This window comes from Citrobacter sp. Res13-Sevr-PEB04-36 (genome assembly GCF_015672735.1).
Classification (GTDB): Bacteria; Pseudomonadota; Gammaproteobacteria; order Enterobacterales; family Enterobacteriaceae; genus Citrobacter.
The window spans coordinates 1-25,477 of record NZ_JADABY010000035.1; the positions used below are offsets into that span (position 1 = coordinate 1).

The 25,477-nt window shown below is 53.8% G+C and carries 21 protein-coding genes and 1 pseudogene; 4 read left to right on the top strand and 18 right to left on the bottom strand.

Annotation, left to right across the window (positions count from 1 at the left end):
* Positions 1 to 119: 119 nt before the first annotated feature.
* The 4 genes from kduD to IMQ48_RS10225 form a co-directional block, all read right to left on the bottom strand.
* On the bottom strand, positions 120 to 881 hold the full coding sequence (gene kduD, locus IMQ48_RS10210; protein ID WP_196208942.1) for a 2-dehydro-3-deoxy-D-gluconate 5-dehydrogenase KduD: 762 nt from the start codon (positions 879 to 881) through the stop codon (positions 120 to 122).
* 57 nt (positions 882 to 938) lie between these two features.
* A complete protein-coding gene (gene kduI, locus IMQ48_RS10215) occupies positions 939 to 1,775 on the bottom strand; it encodes a 5-dehydro-4-deoxy-D-glucuronate isomerase (RefSeq protein WP_196208943.1) in 837 nt (278 codons plus the stop codon).
* Between the two features lie 487 nt (positions 1,776 to 2,262).
* A complete protein-coding gene (locus IMQ48_RS10220; RefSeq protein WP_196208944.1) occupies positions 2,263 to 3,441 on the bottom strand; it encodes an acetyl-CoA C-acetyltransferase in 1,179 nt (392 codons plus the stop codon).
* A 103-nt stretch (positions 3,442 to 3,544) separates the two neighbouring features.
* Entirely contained in the window at positions 3,545 to 4,429 is an 885-nt protein-coding gene (locus tag IMQ48_RS10225) for a LysR family transcriptional regulator (protein WP_196208945.1), read from the bottom strand.
* 101 nt (positions 4,430 to 4,530) lie between these two features.
* On the opposite strand from IMQ48_RS10225, the gene IMQ48_RS10230 reads away from it, so the two are divergent.
* Both IMQ48_RS10230 and IMQ48_RS10235 read left to right on the top strand, forming a co-directional pair.
* Entirely contained in the window at positions 4,531 to 4,986 is a 456-nt protein-coding gene (locus tag IMQ48_RS10230) for a multidrug/biocide efflux PACE transporter (RefSeq protein ID WP_196208946.1), read from the top strand.
* Between the two features lie 142 nt (positions 4,987 to 5,128).
* Complete coding sequence (locus IMQ48_RS10235) at positions 5,129 to 6,358, top strand: amino acid permease (protein WP_196208947.1); 1,230 nt, start codon at positions 5,129 to 5,131, stop codon at positions 6,356 to 6,358.
* 450 nt (positions 6,359 to 6,808) lie between these two features.
* On the opposite strand, the gene rcnR is transcribed toward IMQ48_RS10235, so the two are convergent.
* Positions 6,809 to 7,081 (bottom strand): Ni(II)/Co(II)-binding transcriptional repressor RcnR, encoded by a 273-nt coding sequence (gene rcnR, locus IMQ48_RS10240; RefSeq protein WP_016154292.1) that lies wholly within the window; start codon positions 7,079 to 7,081, stop codon positions 6,809 to 6,811.
* 119 nt (positions 7,082 to 7,200) lie between these two features.
* Here rcnR and IMQ48_RS10245 point away from each other — a divergent pair, with 119 nt between their 5' ends.
* A complete protein-coding gene (locus IMQ48_RS10245) occupies positions 7,201 to 8,103 on the top strand; it encodes a nickel/cobalt efflux protein RcnA (protein ID WP_196208948.1) in 903 nt (300 codons plus the stop codon).
* Between the two features lie 51 nt (positions 8,104 to 8,154).
* Here the strand turns inward: IMQ48_RS10245 and IMQ48_RS10250 are convergent, their stop codons facing one another.
* The 7 genes from IMQ48_RS10250 to IMQ48_RS10280 all read right to left on the bottom strand — a co-directional run bounded on the left by IMQ48_RS10250 (position 8,155) and on the right by IMQ48_RS10280 (position 16,751).
* Positions 8,155 to 9,537 (bottom strand): amidohydrolase family protein, encoded by a 1,383-nt coding sequence (locus tag IMQ48_RS10250; RefSeq protein ID WP_196208949.1) that lies wholly within the window; start codon positions 9,535 to 9,537, stop codon positions 8,155 to 8,157.
* Between the two features lie 12 nt (positions 9,538 to 9,549).
* Entirely contained in the window at positions 9,550 to 10,500 is a 951-nt protein-coding gene (locus IMQ48_RS10255) for a carbamate kinase family protein (RefSeq protein WP_115257552.1), read from the bottom strand.
* A gap of 26 nt (positions 10,501 to 10,526) precedes the next feature.
* Positions 10,527 to 12,077 carry a xanthine permease gene (locus IMQ48_RS10260; protein WP_096755820.1) on the bottom strand — a complete coding sequence of 517 codons (1,551 nt, stop codon included), beginning with the start codon at positions 12,075 to 12,077 and terminating at the stop codon, positions 10,527 to 10,529.
* 117 nt (positions 12,078 to 12,194) lie between these two features.
* On the bottom strand, positions 12,195 to 13,613 hold the full coding sequence (locus IMQ48_RS10265) for a DUF1116 domain-containing protein (RefSeq protein ID WP_196208950.1): 1,419 nt from the start codon (positions 13,611 to 13,613) through the stop codon (positions 12,195 to 12,197).
* On the bottom strand, positions 13,613 to 15,160 hold the full coding sequence (gene fdrA / locus IMQ48_RS10270; protein ID WP_196208951.1) for an acyl-CoA synthetase FdrA: 1,548 nt from the start codon (positions 15,158 to 15,160) through the stop codon (positions 13,613 to 13,615). Before fdrA ends, IMQ48_RS10265 begins: the two co-directional genes overlap by 1 nt.
* Positions 15,138 to 15,989 (bottom strand): DUF2877 domain-containing protein, encoded by an 852-nt coding sequence (locus IMQ48_RS10275; protein ID WP_196208952.1) that lies wholly within the window; start codon positions 15,987 to 15,989, stop codon positions 15,138 to 15,140. The genes fdrA and IMQ48_RS10275 overlap by 23 nt, the downstream gene beginning before the upstream one ends.
* Before the next feature lie 63 nt (positions 15,990 to 16,052).
* A complete protein-coding gene (locus IMQ48_RS10280; RefSeq protein ID WP_370551849.1) occupies positions 16,053 to 16,751 on the bottom strand; it encodes an ankyrin repeat domain-containing protein in 699 nt (232 codons plus the stop codon).
* Between the two features lie 297 nt (positions 16,752 to 17,048).
* Here IMQ48_RS10280 and IMQ48_RS10285 point away from each other — a divergent pair, with 297 nt between their 5' ends.
* The gene (locus IMQ48_RS10285) at positions 17,049 to 17,978 is read left to right on the top strand and encodes a LysR substrate-binding domain-containing protein (protein WP_196208954.1); all 930 of its coding nucleotides are present in this window, start codon (positions 17,049 to 17,051) and stop codon (positions 17,976 to 17,978) included.
* 45 nt (positions 17,979 to 18,023) lie between these two features.
* Here the strand turns inward: IMQ48_RS10285 and IMQ48_RS10290 are convergent, their stop codons facing one another.
* The 6 genes and pseudogenes from IMQ48_RS10290 to pgaA form a co-directional block, all read right to left on the bottom strand.
* The gene (locus IMQ48_RS10290; protein WP_096755814.1) at positions 18,024 to 18,296 is read right to left on the bottom strand and encodes a GNAT family N-acetyltransferase; all 273 of its coding nucleotides are present in this window, start codon (positions 18,294 to 18,296) and stop codon (positions 18,024 to 18,026) included.
* Between the two features lie 11 nt (positions 18,297 to 18,307).
* A complete protein-coding gene (yjdI, locus tag IMQ48_RS10295) occupies positions 18,308 to 18,538 on the bottom strand; it encodes a 4Fe-4S mono-cluster protein YjdI (RefSeq protein WP_196208955.1) in 231 nt (76 codons plus the stop codon).
* A 105-nt stretch (positions 18,539 to 18,643) separates the two neighbouring features.
* Positions 18,644 to 19,144, bottom strand: coding sequence for a poly-beta-1,6-N-acetyl-D-glucosamine biosynthesis protein PgaD (gene pgaD, locus IMQ48_RS10300; protein WP_196208956.1), 501 nt, complete (start codon positions 19,142 to 19,144; stop codon positions 18,644 to 18,646).
* Positions 19,141 to 20,481, bottom strand: a complete 1,341-nt coding sequence (gene pgaC, locus IMQ48_RS10305) for a poly-beta-1,6-N-acetyl-D-glucosamine synthase (protein WP_196208957.1) — start codon at positions 20,479 to 20,481, stop codon at positions 19,141 to 19,143. Before pgaC ends, pgaD begins: the two co-directional genes overlap by 4 nt.
* Positions 20,478 to 22,499 (bottom strand): poly-beta-1,6-N-acetyl-D-glucosamine N-deacetylase PgaB, encoded by a 2,022-nt coding sequence (gene pgaB, locus IMQ48_RS10310; protein ID WP_196208958.1) that lies wholly within the window; start codon positions 22,497 to 22,499, stop codon positions 20,478 to 20,480. Before pgaB ends, pgaC begins: the two co-directional genes overlap by 4 nt.
* Positions 22,500 to 22,508: 9 nt before the next feature.
* Positions 22,509 to 24,971: pseudogene (gene pgaA, locus IMQ48_RS23210) on the bottom strand (poly-beta-1,6 N-acetyl-D-glucosamine export porin PgaA).
* Between the last annotated feature and the right edge of the window lie 506 nt (positions 24,972 to 25,477).

The following is a 25,477-nucleotide window of genomic DNA, read 5'->3' on the forward strand; positions in this document are numbered from 1 at the left end:
CCAATCAATACATACATAATTGATTATGGATTAATTTATAATCACAATATGGATTAAAATAACTTAAAACCAAAAAAAACCCCGCCAGTTGGCAGGGTTCATTGATACTGGAGGGCGAATTAACGAGCCAGCCAGCCGCCGTCTACCGCAACGGTGTAGCCATTGATGTAGTCAGATGCGCTGGACGCCAGGAACACGATTGGTCCCTTCAGATCGTCAGGCAGGCCCCAGCGGCCCGCCGGGATACGATCGAGGATTTCTGCACTACGCTGCTCATCAGCACGCAGTTGCTGCGTGTTGTTGGTCGCCATGTAGCCCGGTGCAATCGCATTGACGTTAATGTTGTGTTTTGCCCACTCGTTCGCCATCAGGCGGGTTACGCCCATTACGCCGCTTTTTGATGCAGTGTAAGACGGCACGCGGATGCCACCCTGGAAGGAGAGCATAGAGGCGATGTTAATAATTTTACCGCCGTTGCCCTGCGCGATGAAGTGCTTAGCCGCCGCCTGGGACATAAAGAATACGCTCTTAATGTTCAGGTTCATGACGTCGTCCCAGTCTTTTTCGCTGAAGTCGATTGCATCATCACGGCGGATAAGACCCGCGTTATTGACCAGAATATCGATATGGCCAAATTCTGCCACCGCACGCTCCAGCAGTGCCGGAATGCCATCAATCTGACGCAGGTCGGCAGTCAGGCTTAAAAAGCGACGGCCCAGCGAGGTAACGCGTTCGATGGTTTCGGTCGGCTCAACAATGTTGATCCCCACGATATCGCAGCCCGCTTCCGCCAGACCCAGCGCCATACCCTGACCCAGACCGGTGTCACAACCTGTCACAACGGCGACTTTACCTTCAAGAGAGAATGCATTCAAAATCATTGTTAATCCTTAATTTTTATATTGCCCATCACCGACAGGCTGAGTTGCCGCCCGCGACTAGCGCAGATCTTTTACTGCGACGTGGTCCATGTCATCAAAGACCTGGTTTTCGCCGACCATGCCCCAAATGAACGTATAAGCTTTGGTGCCGACGCCAGAGTGGATAGACCAGCTTGGGGAAATGACGGCCTGCTCGTTGTGCATCACAATATGACGCGTTTCCTGAGGCTGCCCCATCATATGGAATACACAGGTGTCTTCTTCCATATTGAAGTAGAAATAGACTTCCATGCGGCGTTCATGGGTATGGCACGGCATGGTGTTCCACAGGTTACCAGGCGCCAGTTCGGTCAGCCCCATGCTCAACTGGCAGGTTTCCAGTACATCCGGTACGAAGTATTTGTTGATAGTACGACGGTTGCTGGTAAGGTCATCGCCCAGCGTCACCGGCGCAACGTCTGCTGGCGTGACTTTTTTGGTTGGATACGTGGTGTGTGCCGGTGCGCAGTTGTAGTAAAACTTCGCTGGTTTTGCCGCATCTACGCTGGCAAAAACCACTTCCTGGGCGCCTTTTCCGACGTATAACGCATCGCGATGACCAATTTCATGACACTGACCGTCTACGGTAATTGTGCCCGGACCGCCGATGTTGATTACGCCCAGTTCACGACGTTCGAGAAAATACGTCACGCCCAGCTGTTTGCCGACTTCACCGCCAACAGATACGGTTTTAGCCACTGGCATGATACCGCCGACAATAATACGGTCGATATGGCTGTAAACCATGGTGTATTCGTCTGCAACAAATACCTGCTCTACTAAAAATTCATTACGCAGCGCCTGAGTGTCCAGGGTTTTAGCATGCGCACTGTGAATGCTTTGTCTGACGTCCACATTTACCTCCAGTGATAAATTGACCGTGAATTCGTTATTGAATAGCAAAACACCGTTCCGTTTTACCTAATGCGTTCATAGTATCCCTCCCTGAACGCGTTTTCAATTACAACTAAAACGATGTTTCACTTTTTCTGCATCTTATTATCAAAAGTGTAGTTTCGATCACGCTAGCTGCTATAAAAAAACAGGAATCGCTTAGGAATACGTTTAAACATCATATGAAACAAACAGATACATAAACCACTAAGGCGATAGTCCATCAGTGGTTGAGATAACACATTGAAAATACAGTCATGCTAAAGGCGAGTTCACACACCTTTTCTGACAATAGTGTTGGCAATGACACGACAGAAAACGTTGCTTTGATAACTCAATGTTATTTGGGAATGGATGTTTCTGTCACAGCCCTCCTTGTAGAGGGCTTTTTACATTTACAGGGGGAAACGCAGCAGGAGAGCGTGTGGGATAGTTTTTTTAAATGCGATCAGTCGCGTTCAATAGCAAGCGCTACACCCTGACCGCCGCCGATACACAGCGTTGCCAGACCTTTGTGCGCCCGACGTTTTACCATTTCGTGGACCAGCGAAACCAGAATACGGCAACCGGATGCTCCAATCGGATGACCAAGAGCAATGGCCCCGCCGTTCACATTCACTCGGCGTTCGTCCCACTCCAGCATTTTGCCGACGGAAAGCGCCTGCGCGGCAAACGCTTCGTTGGCTTCGATAAGATCGACATCCGCCAATTGCCAGCCGACTCGCTCCAGGCAGCGTCGCGTCGCGTACACCGGCGCAATGCCCATTAACGCCGGATCAACGCCGACGCTGGCAAAAGCGCGAATACGCGCCAGCACGGGTAAATTCAGCTCCAGGGCCTTGGCTTCGCTCATCATCATCACGGCAGCGGCACCATCGTTTATTGATGACGCGTTACCCGCCGTGACGGAACCTAAACGATCAAAAGTGGGATCCAAACCCGCCAGCCCTTCTGCGCTGGCATCGGTTCTCGGCTGTTCGTCTGTATCCACCACTATCGATTGCCCGTTACGCTGAGTGATCACCGGCACAATTTCATCTTTAAACCGTCCGGCATCGATCGCCATACGCGCTTTGTGTTGCGAGTGAAGCGCGTAGGCATCCTGCAATTCACGGCTGATACCGTACTCCCGCGCCAGATTTTCTGCGGTAACGCCCATATGATAATCGTTGAAAGCATCCCACAGGCCGTCGTGCACCAGGCTGTCTACCAGTTGACTGTTACCGAGCTGCGCCCCGGTGCGGCTGTCAGTCAGGACATGTGGGGCGCGGCTCATATTCTCTTGTCCGCCGGCAATCACAATATCGGCTTCACCGCACTGGATAGCCTGCGTTGCCAGATGCAGCGCTTTCAGGCCCGAGCCACAAACATCGTTAATAGTGATGGCGGAAACGGTGTTGGGGAGTCCTCCGTTAATGGCAGACTGGCGTGCCGGGTTTTGCCCTGCCCCCGCCGTGAGGACCTGACCGAGGATCACTTCATCAATAGAGTGAACATCCACCCCGGTGCGTTCCATTAACGCCCTGACCACCATACTGCCTAATTCAACGGCAGAGTGGCGCGCCAGCGTACCCTGGAAGCAGCCAATCGGTGTCCTCAACGCCCCCACTATCACAACCTCTTTCATCACCACCTCAGCGCAAAATAACAGCGCAATAGTAGATGATTGTTAAGAATAGTTATCTTAGTTGTTTAGAAAATGGTGAGTTTTATCACAAAGGAAATGTGTATCATTTATCTATCATCGAAACGCCACCCTGTTGTAAGTGATCGCGTAGCCAGCTTCCCGCCACGCCAGGCGGCGATTTCTTGTTCCACAGCAGGTCGATTGAGATAGCCTTTGGCCAGCCAGGCACTTTCAGCTGTACCAGCTGTTTTTCCGCAGCAAACTCCTCCACCAGCGCACAAGGCAGCGCACACCAGCCAAATCCCTGCACAGCCATACTGAGCAATAATAAATAGTTGGGTGCAGACCACACCGGGCCACGCGCCACGTTAGTGCCGCTTTCCAGATAGGTATTTAGCCGCAGCTCGCGCCAGGTATGTAGTTGCTCCCACTGCAGTTTTTCCTGCGCCGCTAGCGGGTGCGAAGCCGCCACGTACAATCCCATCAAGGTTTGCATCGGCAGGCGCGTGACACCCATATCCGTAGGGTAATCCTCGCGCGCTTCAAGGAGACCAACCTGCGCACGCCCCTTTTGCAGCAGATCGATAACATCCTCATCTTCGCCAATCAGACACTCAAATTCGGTGTGCGGGAACAACCGGTCAAACTGCACCATTAATTCTTCCAGCACATCCGGATGCAGGGTGTCCGAAAGCACAAAGGTCAGCCGCGCTTCCGTGGCGCCCGACAGCGAAATCGCCGCCTCGTCCAGCCGATCGCTGGCCGACAGAATTGCCTGCACGTAGCCGAGTACCCGTTTACCTTGCTCGGTAAGCGTGGGTTGGCGTGAAGAGCGGTCAAACAGCGCAAAGCCGAGATCGGCTTCCAGATTGGCTATCGCCGTGCTGATGGTGGACTGACTTTTGCGTAACCGCCGCGCCGCCGCAGAAAATGAGCCGCAGGAGACGGTCTCAACAAATGCCGTTAATGCCTCAGGAGAGTAGCGCATAAACTATCTACTTTATCGATGGATTCTATCTTTTAGATATCACATAAAACGATAAAATTACCAGTATTCCGTTATCCGGGCATCAAAGAAGGTTTTAGGTTATGCAACACGATACAATCCAACGCCGTTCATTAATGGAACGTATTTTTCACGCCGTCTGTTTTGAGGGCATTGCCACCGCTGTGCTCGCACCAACCACCGCGTGGTTGATGCAGCGCTCGGTGCTGGAAATGGGCGGATTGACCGTACTTCTGGCGACCACGGCGATGATCTGGAATATCATTTATAACGCCCTGTTTGACCGCTTATGGCCGTCTCACGTAGTGAAACGTACGGCTAAAGTACGCGCATTCCACGCGTTAGGTTTTGAGAGTGGGTTTATTGTGATTGGGGTGAGCATTGTGGCGTATGTGCTGAACGTCACTCTATTGCAGGCATTCACACTGGAAATAGGTTTCTTCCTGTTCTTCCTGCCGTACACCATGTTTTATAACTGGGCGTATGACACATTACGCGAGCGCGTGATGAAGCGTCGCCAGCAGCGCGTTACTGCCTGATAATCCAATGAATAGTCGGAATTTTCCCCATTCCGGCTATTCATCCATTCACCAGCCCACTCGTTCACGCCTCCCCCAGCCCCGCTCATTTGTGGTAAATTGCGCTTCTTTTTGTTTATTTTATAGTTGATACGTTCAAATAATGTCGAAAATTTGGTCAAAAGAAGAGACTCTCTGGAGCTTCGCGTTATATGGGACTGCGGTCGGCGCAGGAACCCTTTTCCTCCCCATACAGCTGGGTTCTGCGGGCGCGGTGGTGCTGTTTATCACCGCACTCGTCGCCTGGCCTTTAACCTACTGGCCGCATAAAGCGCTGTGCCAGTTTATTCTGTCATCCAAAACCTCAGCAGGTGAAGGGATCACTGGCGCAGTTACTCACTATTACGGCAAAAAGATAGGCAGTTTGATTACGACGCTCTATTTTGTAGCCTTCTTTGTGGTGGTGCTGATCTACGCCGTGGCGATTACCAACTCACTCACCGAGCAGCTGGCAAAACATATCGAGATCGATCTTCGCGTGCGTATGCTGGTCAGTCTCGGCGTAGTGCTGGTGCTAAATTTGATTTTTCTGATGGGTCGCCAGGCCACCATCCGGGTGATGGGTTTTCTGGTATTCCCGCTAATCGCCTACTTCTTGTTTCTGTCGCTCTACTTGACCGGAAGCTGGCAGCCAACGCTACTCACCGGCCAGATGTCTTTCGATCAGCACACGCTGCATCAGGTCTGGATATCGATTCCCGTGATGGTTTTCGCTTTTAGCCATACGCCGATTATCTCCACGTTTGCTATCGACAGACGCGAGAAATACGGTGAGCAGGCCATGGGTAAATGCAAAAAAATCATGAAGGTCGCCTACGTCATCATCTGCCTGAGCGTGCTGTTTTTCGTCTTCAGCTGTCTGCTGTCGATTCCGGTAAATTACATTGAAGATGCGAAGCACGAGGGCGTGACCATTCTGTCTGCGCTGTCGATGATGCCCAACGCGCCCGCATGGCTGTCAATTTCTGGGATCATCGTCGCCGTAGTGGCGATGTCAAAATCGTTCCTCGGCACCTACTTTGGCGTGATTGAAGGGGCGACAGAGTTGGTCAAAACGTCGCTGCACCAGGTCGGAGTGAAGAAGAGCCGGGCCTTTAACCGCGCCCTGTCTATTATGCTGGTCTCCACCATCACGTTTATCATTTGCTGCATTAATCCAAATGCAATTTCAATGATTTACGCGATTAGCGGGCCGCTGATCGCCATGATTCTGTTCATCATGCCGACGTTGTCTACGTATCTGATCCCGGCACTGAAGCCGTACCGCTCGGTGGGTAATCTGATCACCCTGATTGTCGGTCTGCTGTGTGTTTCGGTTATGTTCTTCGGCTAGAACATGTTGTTTAACGGCTCATTCTCCTGAAAGCGGGTGCCGCCTCAGCGAAGCTGGACTTCAGCTATATCCGTTTTGCGGTTCAGAGATATTCAAATAAAAGCGCAGGTGGTCAGGTGTGGCAGGTCCGGCTGAAAATTGCCGACGTGTTTCCGTAAGGCCGGGAGAGCCAGCATGGATGCTGGCTCAGGGCGCGCTTTGCAAGGACGCAACCTCGCGCCCGACCCGGTAGCCTGAAGGAATAAGCGGAGGGGATTGCGCAGCAACAATTTTCCCGCCGGGAGCCAGGGATGCAAGGGAGGCGGCGGTGAGCCTCCCTTGCACGTTCACGGGTATCACGATATCAGAGAAGCAACGCACATAAGGTGAACGGAAACTTATTCAGAGCAAAACGTTCTCCATCCATACTTATCTGAACGGTATTGAACGTAGATGGGCCGTTAAACTGAATTATTTGATGTAGGAGTCCAGCACCTTCAGCACCACATCCAAATCCTCTTCACGCTTGATTTCATCACCCTGATGCACGATATGTTCGGTCAGATGACCTTTAATCACTTCACGCATTAATCCGTTTACCGCACCGCGGATCGCCGCAATCTGCTGTAAAACGGCGGCGCATTCGTGCGGTTCGTCAAGCATGGTTTTCAGCGCGGCTACCTGCCCCTGAATCTTACTCGCGCGGGCTTTCAGTTTTTGTTTGTCGCGGATCGTATGTGACATCGTCCTGTCCCCGTTGCATAAATCATGACTTACTATACCGTGCCGATCTACTGGGGGGTAGTATTCGGTACTGGGGGGGAGTAGAATCTGACGAAACAAACCAACTAAGAATCATTCTCATGGGTGAATTTTCGACGCTACTTCAGCAGGGCAACGCCTGGTTCTTTATTCCCAGTGCGATTTTATTGGGCGTGTTACACGGGCTGGAGCCGGGGCATTCCAAAACCATGATGGCAGCCTTTATCATCGCCATTAAAGGCACCATCAAACAGGCGGTGATGCTGGGACTGGCGGCGACGCTGTCGCACACCGCCGTGGTGTGGTTGATTGCGCTGGGTGGGATGTATATCAGCAAAGCCTTTACCGCCCAGGCGGTCGAACCCTGGCTACAGTTTGTCTCGGCGATTATTATTCTCGGCACCGCACTGTGGATGTTCTGGCGCACCTGGCGCGGGGAGCAGAACTGGCTGGCCGACGCGCATCACGACCACGGGCACGATCATCACCATCACCATGATCACCACCATGAGCATGACCATGACCACCATCATCATGCTCACCACGACGATCATCATCACCATGATCATCACCACGAACACGATCATGCCGCGCTGGCAGGCTTTGCTGAAGATTCAAAAGAGTATCAGGATGCCCACGAACGGGCGCATGCCACGGATATCCAGCGCCGCTTTGCGGGTAAAGAGGTTACCAACGGGCAAATTTTGCTGTTTGGCCTGACCGGCGGACTGATCCCGTGCCCTGCTGCCATCACCGTATTGCTGATTTGCATCCAGCTTAAAGCCTTCACGCTGGGGGCCACCATGGTGCTGTGCTTTAGCGTTGGTCTGGCAATAACGCTGGTCACGGTGGGTGTAGGCGCGGCCATCAGCGTGCAGCAGGCAGCCAAACGCTGGAGCGGGTTTAACACGCTGGCGCGCAAAGCCCCTTATTTTTCCAGTGTGCTGATTGCCATGGTCGGCTTATATATGGGCATTCACGGTTATATGGGGATCGTGGGGTAACACGAGTCACAATAGCGCGCAGCGACCTTTGCCGCTGCGCGTAAAACCTGACTAGCTCGCCACATTCCCCCACACCAGTTGGCCTTTATGGAAGGTGGCGGTACGGGGAGAGATTCGGGCAACGGCCTCGGCAGAACAGGAGGCATCCACCAGCACAAAGCTGGCCTCATCCTGTGCTTTTGGCCATACGCGCTCGCCTTTATCATTGAGCGGCAGCACATCGCCGGTGGCAAGGAACAGCGCCCGCGACAGGTTGAGCTCGTTCGGACGAATATAAAGCTGCGCGTACAGATTGGCCTTTTCCAGCATATCCCCCAGCCCGTACGGCGACCAGTGGTCGATCACGCTGTCGGTGCCGGTAATCACCACCACGCCTTTGTCGCGCAGCTGTTTCAGCGGCATGTGCATCGTGCCAATCGGCACCGTCGAGGCAATAGTAATTTGCTGCGCCACCAGGCGGGTCGCCAGTTCATCCACCTGCTGCTCGTTCAGCGTAGACAGCGCAAACGCATGGCTGATGGTCAGCTTGCCCTTCAACTGCGGGGTTTTCTCTACCGTTTCCACCATGTAATTCACCGCCGCCACACCTGCCGGGCTGGTTTCATGCAGATGGATATCCACGCCTTTGTCGTAATCAAGCGCAATCTGGAACATGGTGTCGAGGGATTTCTCCATCGCCCCGTCCACGCTGGTTGGGTCCAGCCCACCTACGTACTGCGCCCCCGCCTGCATCGCTTCACGCATCAGCGGTTCAGACTTCGATAACAGCAGGCCATGCTGCGGAAATGCCACGATCTCACAGGCAAAACCCGGCTGACGACGCGCCAGCACCGCCTGTAGATTCTCCAGATTTTTCAGCCCAGAAACCGGCTCAATATTGCAGTGGCTGCGGGCAATCGAGGTACCTTTTGATTGCAGCAGGTCGATAAGCTTTTCCGCACGCTCTTGCGTATACGGCTGCAGTTCCGGCAGCAGCTTTTGCTCCAGGCGAATCATATCCTGAATAGTGGTCCCCGCCGGGCGGTTTAGTGAGCGCCACGGACCGCCATAAAAGGTTTTATCCAGATGGATGTGCATGTCGCGCATGGCGGGCAGCATCAGCTTTCCGCCTGCATCGTAGTGCGGCAGCATGGCATCCGGATGCTGCTTATTCTCACGCAGCGCAACAATTTTCCCGTCCTGAATCTCTACGGTTTGCAGTGCGGTACGGGTATGCACCACCACGGCGTTTTCGTAATCAAATCCCGCTTCCAGCAGGACGTTATCCAGGTAGTAGTGTTTATCGTTAATCGTCATCGTGTTCTTCGCGCAACGGGTTGTCCCGACAGGATCCGCAGCATACGCGACCGGAGCGACCGCGCCAAATAGCGCAGCAGCGGTGACCATTTTTCCGCTCTGGCTTAAAAACTCACGGCGGCTGTTACTTTCCTTCATTCGCATCTCCTTTCAGGAATGGACAATATGGGTGCCCGTTTCGCCGCGCAGCGCGGCGGGCAGGCATTCCGGCGTGGTGATGATCACCCGTTTACCGCCACGGGCGAGGAACGTCAGACTGGCAACGATTTTGGGTAACATGCTGCCCGGCGGGAAATGCCCTTCCTGCATGTAGCGGGTCATTGTTGCAATATCCACGGTGTCCAGCGCCTGCTGCTCAGGCTTGCCAAAATGAATACACACTTTCTCAACACCGGTGGTGATCACCAGCACGTCGGCGCGGATCTCCTGCGCCAGCAGCGCGGTGGAGAGATCTTTATCAATCACCGCATCTACGCTCTGGTAATCCCCCTGATCGCTACGTACCACCGGGATCCCACCGCCGCCCGCGCCAATCACCACAAAGCCTTGCTGGGTCAGCGCTTTAATCGCCTCGGCTTCGACGATGCGCTTCGGCTCCGGCGAAGCAACGACCCGACGGTAGCCGCGCCCGGAATCCTCAACAAAGCGCCAGCCCGGATTAGCCAGCTGTAGCGCATCACGCTGAGCGTCGCTAAAGAACGCGCCGATCGGTTTGGTGGGGTTGGCAAATCCCGGATCGTTTTTGTCGACCTCCACCTGCGTGACCACGGTGACCGCTTTCTGTTCACCACGCCGCGCCAGACGGTTATTCAGCGCCTGTTGGATCAGATAACCAATGCCACCCTGGGTATCGGCGACGCAGTTTGCCAGCGGCGTCAGCGGCAAGCCTTCACGCTCGTGGGCAATCTCCGCGCGCCGCAGATCGAGTCCCACCTGCGGCCCGTTGCCGTGCGTCAGCACAATGTTGTAGTCCGATGCCAACATCTCCAGCACCGTATCGGCAACGGCTTTTACGGCTTCAGCCTGGTGCTCAATTGACTGGCTGGCGTTATCTTTGATAATGCTGTTGCCGCCAATGGCAACGACCACAAGTTCTTTCATAGCGTCATCTTCCACAGCAAAGCGATTCAGGAGGTTTTGGTCGGTTGCTGCTCAAGGGCAGTCACCGCTTCACGGCTGTCGAGCACATGCTTTATCACGAACATCCCGCCCATCATCAGGTAGGCCATGACAAACATCAGCGAACTGCCTTCAGCAAACCCAACGGCCGGAGAGTGGATCACGCCAAACAGTGACAGCAGCGCCCCACCGGCGGCGGCAATCGCCCCACGTAATGGTTTGTTGATAATGGCAAAGATGGCGATACAGCCCCACAGCATACTGGCCAGCGGCGCACCGCTACCAAGGTGCACCAGCCCGTCGTAGTACACGCCTTTGCTGTGCAGCAGATCGGTCCCGAGTTTTGCCGCTGACGTTCCCGCCGCCCCCATCACGCTGTTCACGATGGTTAACGCCCAGTTGGCAATCCACGGGAACAGACAGATGAAGATGACGGGCACCTCAACTTTGGGCGTTTCTCGCACCACCTGGTTGGCGGTTACTACGCCGATAAACACCAGTATCGGCACGATCGCGGTCATCGGAATGATGGCGAGCATAAACGCTCCCAGACCAAACAGCGGCACCAGGAACATAGTGATCCCCGACGCGAGGGTATAGCCGATGCTGGCACCCATCGCTTTCCAGCCCGCGTGTCCGACATACACGGTAACCGGGAACGGATTACCCAACATGCAGCCCAGCATTGATGCAAAGCCGTTCGCCATCATGACTTTACGGGTGTTGTACTCATCGCCTGCGGCGTGCGCACTTTCAATGTTCTCAAGGTCAAAAATGTAGTTCGCCAGTCCCAGAGGAACCGCAGAAGCCAGATACGGCAGCGCGTGCGGCAAGCCTTGCAGGAAGCTGTCGACGTGAATTTCCGGCGGGTTGAAGCCAAAGGAAGACATCGACGCTTTGATCGCTTCCGGGCTTTGCAGGCCGGAGATCCACGCCAATGCCGTACCGGCGATCAGCAGCAGCAGGCCGGTAGGGATACGGGCAAAAATCGGCTTCTTACCGAACCAGTTAATGAAAATTAGCAGTAGCACGATGAACGATACGGTTGGCGCTTCAAATGCCTGCAGCATCGGGTTCATCGCCAGCAGCAGCAGACCCAGACCGGATAAACAAGAGAGCAGCACCGTGCGCGGGATCATCTTGCGGATGGTCTCACCAAGGAACGAGCCGCCAACCAGGATCAACGCTTCGACAAAACACCACACCAGCGCGATTTGGATAGCAAAGTTGGCATCTTTGGTTTGCTGATACACCGGCATCAATACCAGGAAGGTGACGGTGAAAATTGACGGGGCGCTCGGCCCGGACGGCAGCGCCGTCACGTCTTTACGTCCGGTCTGTTTTGCCATCTGCAGGCCAAACCAGGCGTAGCAGACGCTGGCCACCAGCACCGCCAGACCAAAAGCAGGCGCAATACGGCCGTAGACAATTTCGGTAGGGATCCCGACGACAAAGATGAGCAGCCCCATCATTGTCAGCAGGTTAGTCAGGTTGTTGGTCATCAGCCCAAAGTAAGCCGCCCAGTCACCCCGTTTCCATTCTAGTTTTGTGCTGTTCATGGAATATCCTTTACAGGTTAAGCATCGTTTGCGATCGCGGGGATCGCCCAGCCCTGCAGGTAAGCAACGTTATTCGCTTCGCGACCAGGGGCTAACGGCATTAGCCCCTGGTTATGGTTATTGGCAGTAGAGATCGCGCCAGCTGAGAATTGCCTTTTCAAAGCAGGCAAACGGCGGATGGACAATTCCCGCGCCGATCATGCCGATCCCCGCATCTTTGTGGGCAATCGCGGTGTTGATCACCGGCAGAATGCCGGTGCTGCCGACGCGCGTAATGTCGATAGCGGTGGGTACGCCCATAAAACCGAGTAACGGAATGGTGACGTTCGGGTTTTCGCCGAGGGTGATTTCACGCATCTGGCGAGAGAAGTCGACCGCTTCCTCAACCGTACCGCCGACCAGCGCCACGATGGCCGGCGCCGTTGCCATGGCAAAACCGCCAATGCCGTAGGTTTCGGTAATCGCACTGTCGCCGATATCACGCCCGGAATCTTCCGGCTTATAGCCCGCAAACATCGGGCCAATCACCTGCTGAGCCGGACCGGTAAACCACTGGCCTGGTAACCCGCTGACGCGCAGACCAAACTCAACGCCGTTGCGCGCCATCGTCGTCACTACGGTGCTGTATTCAATGCCGTGCGCAGCATCCATCGCGGCTTTGCACATCGCCATCCACGTCGGCCCGGAGAAATAGTCGCTGCTAAGGACAAACTCAAAGACCTCACGCTGCTGCGCCACCGGATAGCCGGTCTGGATAATCCATGGGGTCAGCGCCTGAATCAGCAGCGCCGTCCCGGCGTTATTGCGGTTGTGGCATTCATCGCCCATGTGCAGCGCCTGCGCCAGCATCAGGCGCAGATCGATTTCCCCCGCCAGCTTCATGGCGTCGCGCAGCATCGGTCCCAGCACGTCGCGCATCCAGTTCAGGCGATCGATAACGCTCTGATCGTTCGCCCCCATACGCAGGATCTTCGCCATCTGTTCGCTCATATTGGTATATGCGCGGTTGCCGTAGGTTTTGTTTTCCACGATGTGCATGAACATCGAGGCCGACGTGACGCCCGCCATCGAGCCGACGCAGTCGTGCTCGTGGCACGGCGAGAAGATGATTTCACCGGAGGCGGCAAGCTCGGCGGCAGCATCGAGGTCTTTCGCCAGTCCTTCAAACACCAGCGCCCCGGTCACGGCTCCTTTCATAGCGCCGCACATGTTTTGCCAACGGGTCGGCGGCCCGGCGTGCAGGATGGTGTTGCGGGTCATGCCCGGCACCACGTTGATGGCCTGATCAAAACCAATCAGCACCGGGTGCGACTGGATAATACGTTCCAGCGCCTGCTGGTTTGCGGCAGCAATTTTGTCTGCCAGCGGCGAATCGGCAATCTCGTCCAGCGCGGCAACCACCTGCATATTGCCCTGGCCCGGCGGCGTCCAGTCGAGTTGGGTCACCGGGACATTTTGCTTTTTCAGGTCATCACTGAACATCGCGATGCCGACATTAATCACGTTCAGCGGCTGGGTAAACAGCGTCTGGCTCATCAGGCTTCCTCCCCTTTACAGATAAATTCACGCGCCAGCAATCCGGTGTTGGTGCTGCTGCTCGCCCAGATAACCCCGGCGTCGGTCAGCATCTGGCACTGTTTTTCCAGTGATGGCGTATCCTGGTCAGTTCCCAGGACATAACCGAGGATTTCCAGAGGACGTCCGTCTGCGGCAGCGATCGCTTTCGCCTCAGCGATCGCCTCGATCATTACCCCCACAGGATCTTCATGCGATCCAAAGCCGAGGACAAAATCCATCACGATCACGCCGACTTCAGGATCCCGCGCTTCCTGCAACAAACGGCTGATGCGGTTGGTCGGGTCAATCATCGGGTGCGGCTTGCCGTTGGTGAAGTCGTCATCACCAAAATCGAGGAAGGTATGCGCCACGCTGCGGTTAATATCCGGCAGACGGAACGCCGGGTCCGGGTGAATGTTGCTGTACACCTCGGCATGTTTTTCCATCGCGGCAAACATCGCCTCATCGCACAGCGTGCCGCCACAGAACAACCCACGGATATATTTTTGCTGCGGGGTCAGACGGGCGCGGACTTCTTCAATCAGCGGCCAGTTGAGCGGATGCAGGTCCAGGCTCTCCTTTTTCACGCCGCTGAGCAGAACTGCGCGCAGCGCCGCATCTTTGGTGCTACGGGCGAACTGCAATCCGTCTTCATCCGCCAGCGCGGCTTCACGTCCGAGGAAACACACCACCACCGGTTTGTGACAAGCGCGCGCGCGGTCCAGCACTTTTCGGGCCACCGCAGGCGCAGGCGGTTTGGAGATCAGCGCAATAATCTCGGTTTGCGGATCGGCTTCCAGCATCGCAATCGCGTCGAGCATCATCAGGCCGCCAATCTTTTCGCTCAGATCACGTCCACCGGTACCAATCAGTTGGGAAATACCTCCGCCAAATTCATGAATACGTACGCTGAGTTCCTGGCTACCGGTGCCGGATGCGCCGACAATGCCGATATTGCCGCGACGCACTGCATTACCAAAACACAGCGCCGCACCGTTAATAATGGCCGTCCCACAGTCCGGCCCCATCATCAACAGCCCTTTTTCGTGCGCCAGCTGTTTCAGCGCCAGCTCATCGTCGAGGGACACGTTGTCAGAGAACAGCATCACGTTGAGGTTATTTTGCAGCGCCTGACGTGCTTCACGGGCCGCGAACAGGCCGTTGACCGAAATCACCGCCAGGTTGCTGTCGGGAACGTGCTTCTTCGCACTGGCAAGCGTGGCATAGCGTGCTTCGTGCTGGCCGCCCTGCTCCTTATGCGTGAACAGCTCATCGATAGCCACCAGCGTTTGCGCGTTCGCCGCCTCGCTCGCACCCTTGATGACAATCATCAGATCGCCACTCTTCGCCTCTTCCAGTTCAGGCGTCAGCAGGCCGAGATTCTTCAGCACGCCTTTGTTCATTTCCGTTGCCATTGCCACGAACGCCTGCTCCACGCCATCGAGCTTGTTAGCGCGCGTTGAGATAGACATCAGTGACACAGAATCAAAATACGTGTTCTTTTTAACAACTATCCTGATCGACATAATTCCCTCCGGACCGATGGCTCAGGGTGCAGGCGTCCGCCATGCCATACAGCATGTCGCAGCCAGAACTTGAGCCGATATTTTTAATGTCAGTAATAAATGGCGTAGCAACGTGGTGTTGCCGCGTAATAATATGGGTTACCAGGCGCGCGACGCTTTCCCGATAACGCTGATAAAAAGCCTCTTCCAGCGTTATTTTACTGAGCAGCGTCGTGTTATTTCCGGCAATCCGTAATGCTGCTAAAAAATCGTGCTGGTATTTTTTTAACGGGTGACCGTTAATAAATAAAACCGTACTCAGGCCCACTAAATAATCATCGGATGATGGCGTTAAGCCAATTCCCAGCCCGATTAACTGGCCAACTGCGAAAGAAATATTTTCGCCGTTATTCAGGGCGGCGATTAATGCCCGGCGGCGGTTCTGTAATTCACGGGCGATTTCCTGATAAAACGGGTTATCGCCTTGGTACAAAAATAATGTGTCGCAGTGATTCAGCTGTTGGCGGATAACCTCTGCCCAGCAACGCCAGGAAATTGCCGCGAAGCTGTCTGCATCTGGCGACCAGCGCGGCATTTGCCAGGTCTGGCACCCGGAGGTTGCTATCCATTTATCCGTGCCAACGGCTATCCCCGTCTCGGTAAAACTCACCGGCTCGCCGGGGTGAAACAGGTCTTCACAATGCGTCAGCGCCAGCCGACAGCTGTTAGGCGCGTTATCGCCGCTCTCGCTCAGTAAGGTGAACAATCGCTGCCGCTCGGGTATGAACAGGTTTACCGCGCGGGAAAAAACCTGTTCAACGCGCCCCGTTCCCCGAAACTCAAGAAACACGCCGTCGGCGGTTAGCGCCGTTACGCATCGCCGTGATGGCGTGGCGATAGTGGCGCTCCTCGGTCAAGCTCCGGCGGCAATCAGCAGCTCGGCAATTTGGTGATACCCTTTCTCCCGCGCCAGTTCCAGCGGGGTTTTGCCGTACTTGTCCGTCATGTGCGGATTCGCACCATTGTCGAGCAGCAGCTTGACGATTTCCTGCTGCTTGGCGCCGCCGTCGTTGAGTACGATAGCTTCCAGCAGCGGCGTCCAGCCGACGAAGTTGGTGTGGTTAACGTTGATGTCGGTACGCAGCAGCAGCTCACGCACGATCTCCACGTGGCCTTTTTCACTGGCAGGCGTAATGCCAACGCCGCCAAAACGGCTGAGAACATTGAGATCAGGGTTAGCCGGTAATACCAAACGCAGCAGCGTTAAATCATTGGTCAGGCAGCTAATCAGGAATGGATTAAAACAGGTTTGATCTTGTTTATTAATATCGGCACCGGCCTCAATCAATAAAGACACACTGTCATAATGTTTATTCAGGCTGGCAATAATAATGGCGGTGCGTCCCTGGCGATTGGTCGCATTAATATCCACATTTTTTGCCAGACAGGATGTTAATCCCTGCACATTGCCCTGCTCTGCCGCCAGCAGAAATTCGGTAATAAGTTCTTTCTCTGACATAATCCTTCTCCTGCAGTTTTTAAGGCTTTTTAAAATTCCGATAACCTGAGAATAGCAACAGAGAGATGGGAATAACATCCGCTTAAATTTCATTCATCGTTAGTGAGTCGATTATTGAATAGTATTTAATAATGAGAGCAAAAACGTGCTGTAGTGCAATCTTTCTCTTATGACCGCTGCTCTTTTAGACATTATTCAGACATCCGGGAAATAAAGCGGGATGCTGCACGGATAGCGGCCTGCAACTAAAAGACAGAAGTGTGATTGCCTTCAAATCAAATGTAACCCTAGTGTTAAATTCTGTTCAAAACTGGTTGCTCTACATAAGGATTACAAATACATTCAACAATCATCGTATGGCAGGGGTAGACGAGCCCGAGGGGAGAGAGGATGAATTCAATTTTTACCGAGGAGAACCTGCTGGCATTCACTATGGCTGCGCGCTACAGCAGTTTTAGCAAGGCCGCCGAAGAGTTGGGTTTAACCACCTCCGCCATCAGCTACACCATCAAGCGAATGGAAACAGGGCTCGACGTGGTGCTGTTTACCCGCAATACCCGCAGCATTGAGCTGACCGAGTCCGGGCGCTATTTCTTCCGTAAGGCGACCGACCTGCTAAACGACTTCCACGCCATCAAGCGCAGTATTGATACCATCGCTCAGGGCATTGAGGCGCGAGTGCGCATCTGCATTAACCAGTTGCTCTACACCCCGCTGCATACCGCTCGGCTGCTGCAGGCCCTCAAAAAGCAGTTTCCAACCTGCCAGATAACCGTGACCACCGAAGTGTATAACGGCGTCTGGGATTCCATTATTAATAACCAGGCCAACATCGCCATTGGCGCACCGGACACATTACTGGACGGCGGCGGGATTGATTACACCGAGATAGGGGCGATCCGTTGGTCGTTTGCCATTGCCCCGGATCACCCGCTGGCGTTTATGCCTGAACCTATTTCAGAAAGTCAGCTACGGTTGTACCCAAACATCATGGTCGAAGACACCGCGCATACCATTAACAAGAAGGTCGGCTGGCTGCTGCATGGGCAGGAGTCCATTCTGGTCCCCGATTTTAATACCAAATGTCAGTGCCAGATCCTCGGCGAAGGTATTGGCTTTTTGCCGGACTACATGGTCCGTGAGGCAATGGAGAAGTCGCTGCTGGTGACGCGTCAGATCCATAACCCGCGCCAGGATTCACGCATGCTGCTGGCAACCCAGCACTCGGCAACTGGCCGGGTCACTCAGTGGATTAAAAAGGAGTTTGGTCCACACGGGGTTCTGACGGGGATTTATCAGGATCTGCTGCATCGGGAATAAGATGCCGGATGACGGCTGCACCGATCCGGCCTACAACTGCGCATATCAGGCGCGGATATCGTCGTACTCGCGAGTTTTATCAAACTCATGTTTGGCAAATGGGCACAGTGGAATAACCTTGCGGTTTTCGGCGCGCATTTTCTCCACCACCTTTGCCACCAGCAGTTTACCCACGCCCTGACCTTTCAGGCTGGGGTCGACATCAGTATGTTCAATAATGCTCAAATGCTCGCCGGTCGGCACGAAAACAATCTCAGCCACCTGGTTGCCCTGTGCATCATTCACATAAAATTTGTTATGGCCTGCAAGAATTTCCATGGTTCCCTCACTTATTTCTGACGGTATTTCAGCGCACCGCTTGGGCAGGTATCGATAACCCTGATAACCGTGGCTACATCAACTTCATCCGGAATAATCCACGGTTTACGCTTGAGGTTGAACAGCTTCGCGCTGCCGCGCACACAGTTTCCCGAGTGCTGGCACATTGCCGTATTGAAATAGACGTCGATCTTCTCACCGGTATAGGCCCGGTAGCCTGCATCCAGTAGTTGCTTATCCATGACATTGCCTCAGTTATTTTTATTGTACCGAGTCTAATCATAGTCCGATGCAGGGTTGAAGGATGTAACAGGCGGCACAAATTGTCTCATGCCGCCTGAGGGTCATTATTTTGCGTCTTCAGACTCGAACGTTCTTTCCGGCAGCATCGTCAGCATGGCCGGCGTGGGCGGCGGCAACCGGTTATCGGCAATGTGCTTGTCCACATCGACATGACTGATTTCACCATTCTCATGGTGGTGTACCGTCAGTACCCTGGCTTTGTTGAGCTCTGTTACCAGTTCCGGGGTAATACGCATGCTTTCCGCCAGCTCATGATGTTCAAGCCCAGGCCTGCGGTTGCGTCGTTCCACCCGAAAACGGTACTGGTTGTACTTCGCCCAGCCAATCAGCACCAGTCCGTTGATTAAGGCGACCAATATGTAAAAGGTCACCGTATCCAGGGTGGTGAAAAACGGCCGCACGCCCATATACGGCGAGTGTGCCAGCGCGTTAATCAGCCCCTTATAAATCAGGTACAGAAACCCAATCCACGCAATTAGCGTCAACAGCACGTCTATTATGCGTGGCAGGAGACGCCGTTCGGTAAAAATCAGCGGCTGGCTCATGGTTCGATCCTCCCTATCCCACGGTCAGGACTCACCCAGCGCGCCCGACCGCGTTTGCGTTTGCGTTTGAGCATCACTTTGGGGAACGCCACCAGCGTAGTAAACAGGCTCAGCATCCAGTACACCACCGGGAACCAGATAATCCAGAACAACGAGGCGCCAATGCCTTTTTCATAGCGTCGTTCAATCATCAGGCTCACGGCAAACTGCAGCAAACAGACTACGCCGAGGATGAGTCCGGTAAAGGCTGGCGGGAACAGATGCTGCACATATAACGAGTCAGGCATCGGCATGATCAGCCCTAACACGAACAACAGGATGCTGACCGCATAGGCAAACGACCAGGCGGTCGAAAAACAGAACTCAAGGAACAGCGGCCACATGCGACGGAATTCCCACGACCACAGGCGGCGCATGTTAACAATAAACACCTCGGCCCCACCCTGCGCCCAGCGCAGACGCTGTTTCCACAACCCTCTTAAGGTTTCAGGCATCAGGATCCAGCACAGCGCCCGCGGTTCAAAGAATACCGACCAGTGGCGCAACTGCAGCTTCCAGCTGATGTCGATATCTTCGGTGATCATGTCCGGACTCCAGTACCCCACCTCCGCCAGCGCACGACGACGAAACGCCGCAATCACGCCGGAGACGGTAAAGATCTGCCCGTAGACTCGCTGGGTACGCTTAATCAGGCCGATGATTGAGGAGAACTCGCCGACCTGCACGCGGCCAATCAACGTGGAACGGGTACGGATACGCGGGTTCCCGGTTACCGCCCCCACGCGCGGGAACTGGATCAGCGGAGCGACAATATACGCCACCGCATCACGGTCCAGTAACGCATCACCATCGATGCACACCAGATAATCGCTACGCGCTGCGGCAGCACCTGTTTTGAGCGCCAGGGCTTTCCCCTGGTTCTCAGCTAAATGAATCACCCGCAGGCTCGGATACTCCGTTGCCAACTGTTCCAGCACGTCGTGCGTGTCGTCCGTCGAACCGTCGTTGATGGCGATAACTTCAATATTTTTATAACGCTGTGCCAGCGCGGCACCAATGGTTTCGCGCGCGTTGATCCCCTCGTTGTAGCAAGGGATCAAAATCGAAACCAGCGGATTTCCCTCCAGCGTCGGTGGCGGTGTATCGTCTCCCCATTTCCAGTGACGCTCACGGTAAAACCAGAAGTACACCCCACCACTTATCCACAAAGCAGACATGAACAAGGGCCAGAAGAAGACAAAGTTCAGCATCACTTCACCCGTAAAGATGACAGCCACGCCAAACGGCAGGCTGAACATCAGGCAAAGTATCAGGAAAGCAATAATGCGATCGGTCATTTTTGCGGGTACCAATATGATGAGAACGTCGAGCGAATCTCTGACATCTCGGGTTTGTCGCTGATGAAATCATCCGGGTAATAACCGTAGTTACCAGCACCGCTTAATTTAAGCTGGCGCATCCATTCGGCTATCTGTTTACCGCTGATTTCGGCCTGTTCACCGGATTTACGCCAGTCGCGTGCCTGCAGCTCAAACACGGTCTTATCCAGCGCGCCTGGGGTCTGCGCAACGGCATTCACCAATCTGTCGAGCCAGGCATTGGCATCATTGGCTGGAATATTCTCCATCAATGGCATCGCCATCGGTGCAGTCCAGTCATAGGTATTGAGGAAGTCATTCAGGTTTTGTGCGAACCAGGCTTCACTTTCTGGCTCCAGTACCGGCATGGCGTAAATATTGCGCGCCGTTTGTACCTGCGGGCCGCGAATATTACGCACCGAACGCGTCAGCTGCTGGGTAAAGTCGATCAGCATTTTACTTTTCAGACGAGTCCAGCGTTCAAATGCCTGCGGATCGTTACGGATTTTCTCAATGCTGTCCGGTAGGCCCGCAGCGCGGTAGGCGGCTAACGCATCCGGCGAGGCATCTTCGAAGTCCGTCAGGAATGCATCATCATGGAATAATATGCCTTTGAAGCTGGCATGCTTCGCCAGGTCTTCATAGATCTCGGTAATGCGTTGACGCGCTTCGCTACTCCAGGGAGACAGACGCACATACTGTTCGTGGTTAATCGCACTGCGTCCGGTTTTCGGATCCCATGCGGTGACGCGTGGGATAGACGCGTCGAGATCGAACGCCAACACCGGCATCCAGGCATAAACCGTCACGCCAGCACGCGTTTGTAATTGCCAGGAGATGTAATTAAAGAGATCGGCACGCATCGGCAGCCAACGGTTAGGGAAATAGAGTTCGCGAATATTCCCGTCGCCTTTGGGGTCGGCATATGCCTGCAGGAAGACATGTGAAATGCGCATGTCGTAAACACGCTGGATCAGCTTATCAATGTTTCTCTTCTGCTGGGCAGGATCTTTGTCATACACGTAATCCAGATCGACATGCATCACGCGCATGGTCTGTGGTTCACGCACCTGCGCGACCTGACTGGCAAAACGCTTAAGAGAAGGGTTATCTGAGATCAGCACACGCGGAATATCATCAAGAAACGCCGCATTCGCCAGCCCTTCATTGAGCGTAAACGCCATCTTATAACCATGCTCTTTGGCCAAATTTAACGTCGTACCGTTAGCAGCACCGTACGGCCACACCCATGCGCGCGGCGATTTCCCGGTTACAGCTTTAATTTTGTTGGTGATCAAAGAGATATCGGTATTTATGCGGCGATTGTACTGCTCGTCCGTTTCATATGTACCGGTTTTTTTGTCATACAGACGGTTAGCCACCGCCGGTTCTTTACTGCCTTGCGGGTTCGCCTCAGCGCCGAAATGCGAGTTCCAGGTGTGCGCCCCGACCTCCACCAGCGGTGACTTGCCCATTTCCTCAACCATTTTCCAGGTGGCGAATTTGTCTCGGGCCGTCATCAGGCCGCCAAAATCCACTTTTTTGTTGGCGGGGGCATCCACCCAGCTTCCCACCGGCGCCCATAGCGCAGGCCAGTTGTAGGCTTTTAGCAGCGGCCAGACGCGGGTATAAAAGCTGCTATAACCGTCATCAAAGGTAAGTAACACGGCTTTTTCAGGCAGCACGATTTTGCCGTCATGGGCGTCGAGAATTTGCTGCACGCTGATCGGGTTATAGCCGTTGTCACGCAGCCAGCCTATCTGATCGCTCAGCGCACTGGTGCGCACAGAGAGATAGCGTTGATCCGCTGCGCCATCTTCTACATCGTGATAGCCCAGCACCAGGAAACTATTTTTTGGCCACGGATGGTCCGCCGTAAGCTCTGTTCTCTCTCCTGGAGGAACATAGCGAGGCGTCGTATTGTGCGCGCTACTGCACGCGGTGATCATCAACCAGCCAGCGATAAGTGCGCTAAGCCACAGGCATCTTTTCAGCATGTTCTATCCTTAAAACCTAACATTCAAATCGAAAGCGAGGGAGATATTCCGCTCACGTTTACCGTCGTAGGGGCGTTTATCCCACATCAGCATCACCCCGCCATCCACGACGTTATTCCATTTAAGCCGCTGTCCATACCCTAACTGAACTATCGCACCGCCATCTGCGCCTTGCTGCCAGTAGTTACCCACACCGCCGACGCCTTGTTGCGTCCAGACCGTGTCATAATGTCGGTAAAGGACCTGCTCCGCGCTCAAGCCGGGTACCACAGAGAAATCGCTTTTGGGGTTGTAATACGGCACATTTTCTTTGGTGTTAGTACTGCCACCGATACCCGGCGTGAAGTCCAACGTGAATCGCGGCGTCGTCCACAGGCGCTCTTTTCCGCTAAGCCCGTATTCGATGCGATCGTTACCATCAGAGAAATGTGATGCGGCAAACGACAATTGATACTCTCGTCGTTCGTTTTGATACCAGCGGACAAACACATCTCCGCCGTTGGCGTACACGCCGCTACGCAATGCGCGCAGGGGAGTATTACGCGAAAGGCGCTCTGCCGAACCGCCGACACGCCAGTTATCGTTGAAATCATGCCAGCCAGAAAGACGGCCACCTATTTTCTGACCATCGCCATAATTACGGCCTGAAACTTCCATTTCAGCCCAGTAGTCACGGGAGGTCCATTCTGCACCGGCAGCCAGATCGCGGCTGATGCCTTTACCTTCTTCAAATTCACCGGTGGCAAAGTTGAATCCGGTAAACAGTCGCCAGTTGTCATTGATTGGCGGGCTGTAAATGGCGGTATTAATGTTGAAGTCATTCTTACCGCTGACTGGGCTATCAGAGGAGATCCCCTGCGTGCCGCTGATCCGCAGTTCAGACATCTTATGCACATCGCGGATGCGAGCAAGGCGCAGCGTCGCTTCATCATCCGGACTACGGACGATGGCGTCATCAGTCAATTCATCGGCCTGCTTCCATTCCTGAAGATCCAGCGCCACGTAAGCCTGCTGACGTTCCAGTTCCAGGTTACTTGGCTCGATCACTTCCGCAAGCTTCAGCTCTTTTTCGGCTGTGCGCGGTAAACCGCGGGCTTCAAGTACGGAAGAATAGAGTATGCGCAGCCCCTGATTACCCGAGCCTGTGCGCGCCAGATGCTCCGTCAACTTTTCGGCTTCGGGCAGTTCGTTGGCGGCAATATGGTATTGCGCGAGCAACGTCTGGGCAAGCAGCCAGTTATCATTAGGCTGCGGCGTAGGCGAACCATAGATCCGTCGCAGATACGGGCTGTCTTTGATCAATCCATCGACCTGTTTTTTGGCATCAACAAAGTTTTCATTATCGATATGCGCATAGAACAGATCCTGCTGATCCTCAGGACTCAGCGGTGTAACGGGTATCGCTCCGTTCGGATAGTAGATACTCATCAGCATGGCTTCGGTTTTTTCCGGCTGACGTTCGCTTAACCACGCGGAAGCTACCCACCGTTTTGCATAGTTGGGGATTTCACCTTCGGCTGACAGTGACTCGTATTCCGTAATGACTTCAGCAGTACGTTTGCGTACCAGCTAGGCTCCCATGCGGTCAATTCTTGCCCGGCGCACATCGCTCTGGGCTGCGGGATCGTCTTTCCAGGCAGTAAGCAGTTGGTCATAGCGGGCAAGGGCTTTATCTGCCACAAGAAAACGTTCTTCTTCATTGCGCGCGGTAGTATACGAGGAGCGCACCTTTTCGGCTGCGGCATCAAGCGCAAGGCGACGCTTAACCGGATCGGAGGTGGGAACCTCTTCCGTCAGTTCCAGCGCAGGTTCGGCAATGCGGTTGGCTGCCAATGCAGACAATAGTGTAGATTTCGCATTTTTGTTGCCCGGGTCGACATCAACCGCCTGACTGGCGACCAGTAACGCATCCCAGTTTTTATTCTGCGAATGATACACGTAGGCAAGCAAAGCATCGGAATCGGCCCCCGGATGCGCTCGCGCCCATTTATTCGCCTCGGTCAAAGCTTGTTGATTGTAACGGGCATCAGCCAGCGTCATTATCCAACCGGTACGGACATCAGCGTTATCAGGTTCTTCCTGCAATACGCTTTCCCAGATAGCTAACGAATCATCCCAGCTTTTCTGATTGCGATACGCACGTGCCGCAGCAACTTTACCGCGTGCAGGTACATCCATCTTCCCGCGATACTGCTGCCAGATAGCAATCGTTGCTTTGTCGTTGTTATCGACCCAACTGGAGACTTGCAGCCAGTCAGCAACCTGATTAGGCGTGAGCGCGCTTTTCTTTCCCTGATCCTCAAGGTAGCGCAATAGCGGCGCGCTATTCCCGCCCCGAGCTTCAATAATCAATGCATCATAATCTGATACTGCCGCAGAGAGTTGCATGGGGAAAAGAACACTGGCCGTAAATAAACAACTTACAGACTTAAAGCGTTTAATGAATTTGGCATGTCGACGCATACTGAACATATCTTCCCTTATATCTTACACCAGAGTAAAAATAAGCATTATCAATAGGTTATCATCACTCCTTGACGCTTGCCGACCATGTAAAAAAACAGTGCCGCTTATTTAGCAATGTGGTTGTAACCCATTTAATTCATTCGTCTTATTGACGATCTGAGCCTCATCGTCTACTACAAAGAAGAGACTAAAAGCTCATGAATTTTAACACTACGCGAACACGGTTGCTACGCGATAGGAAAGCTCTTAAGCAAAAAAAGTATTTTAGACTAAGTTATCCTAATACTCTTGGGATTGAATTCTGGATTTAGATCAATTTTGCCGGCTAAACCTTGCAACAGAGTTTCTTAATTGCCAATAAATATAAGACCATTGCGTAACTGTTTGCATGTTAACTATTTTAAATCTTAGATAGAGAAATATCTGAGAAGCCATCACCGTTCAGCATGCCAATCGTACGAATGCGCCGACTTCGGTCAGGTCAACGCGGCGTATTATGAATGACGGTAGAA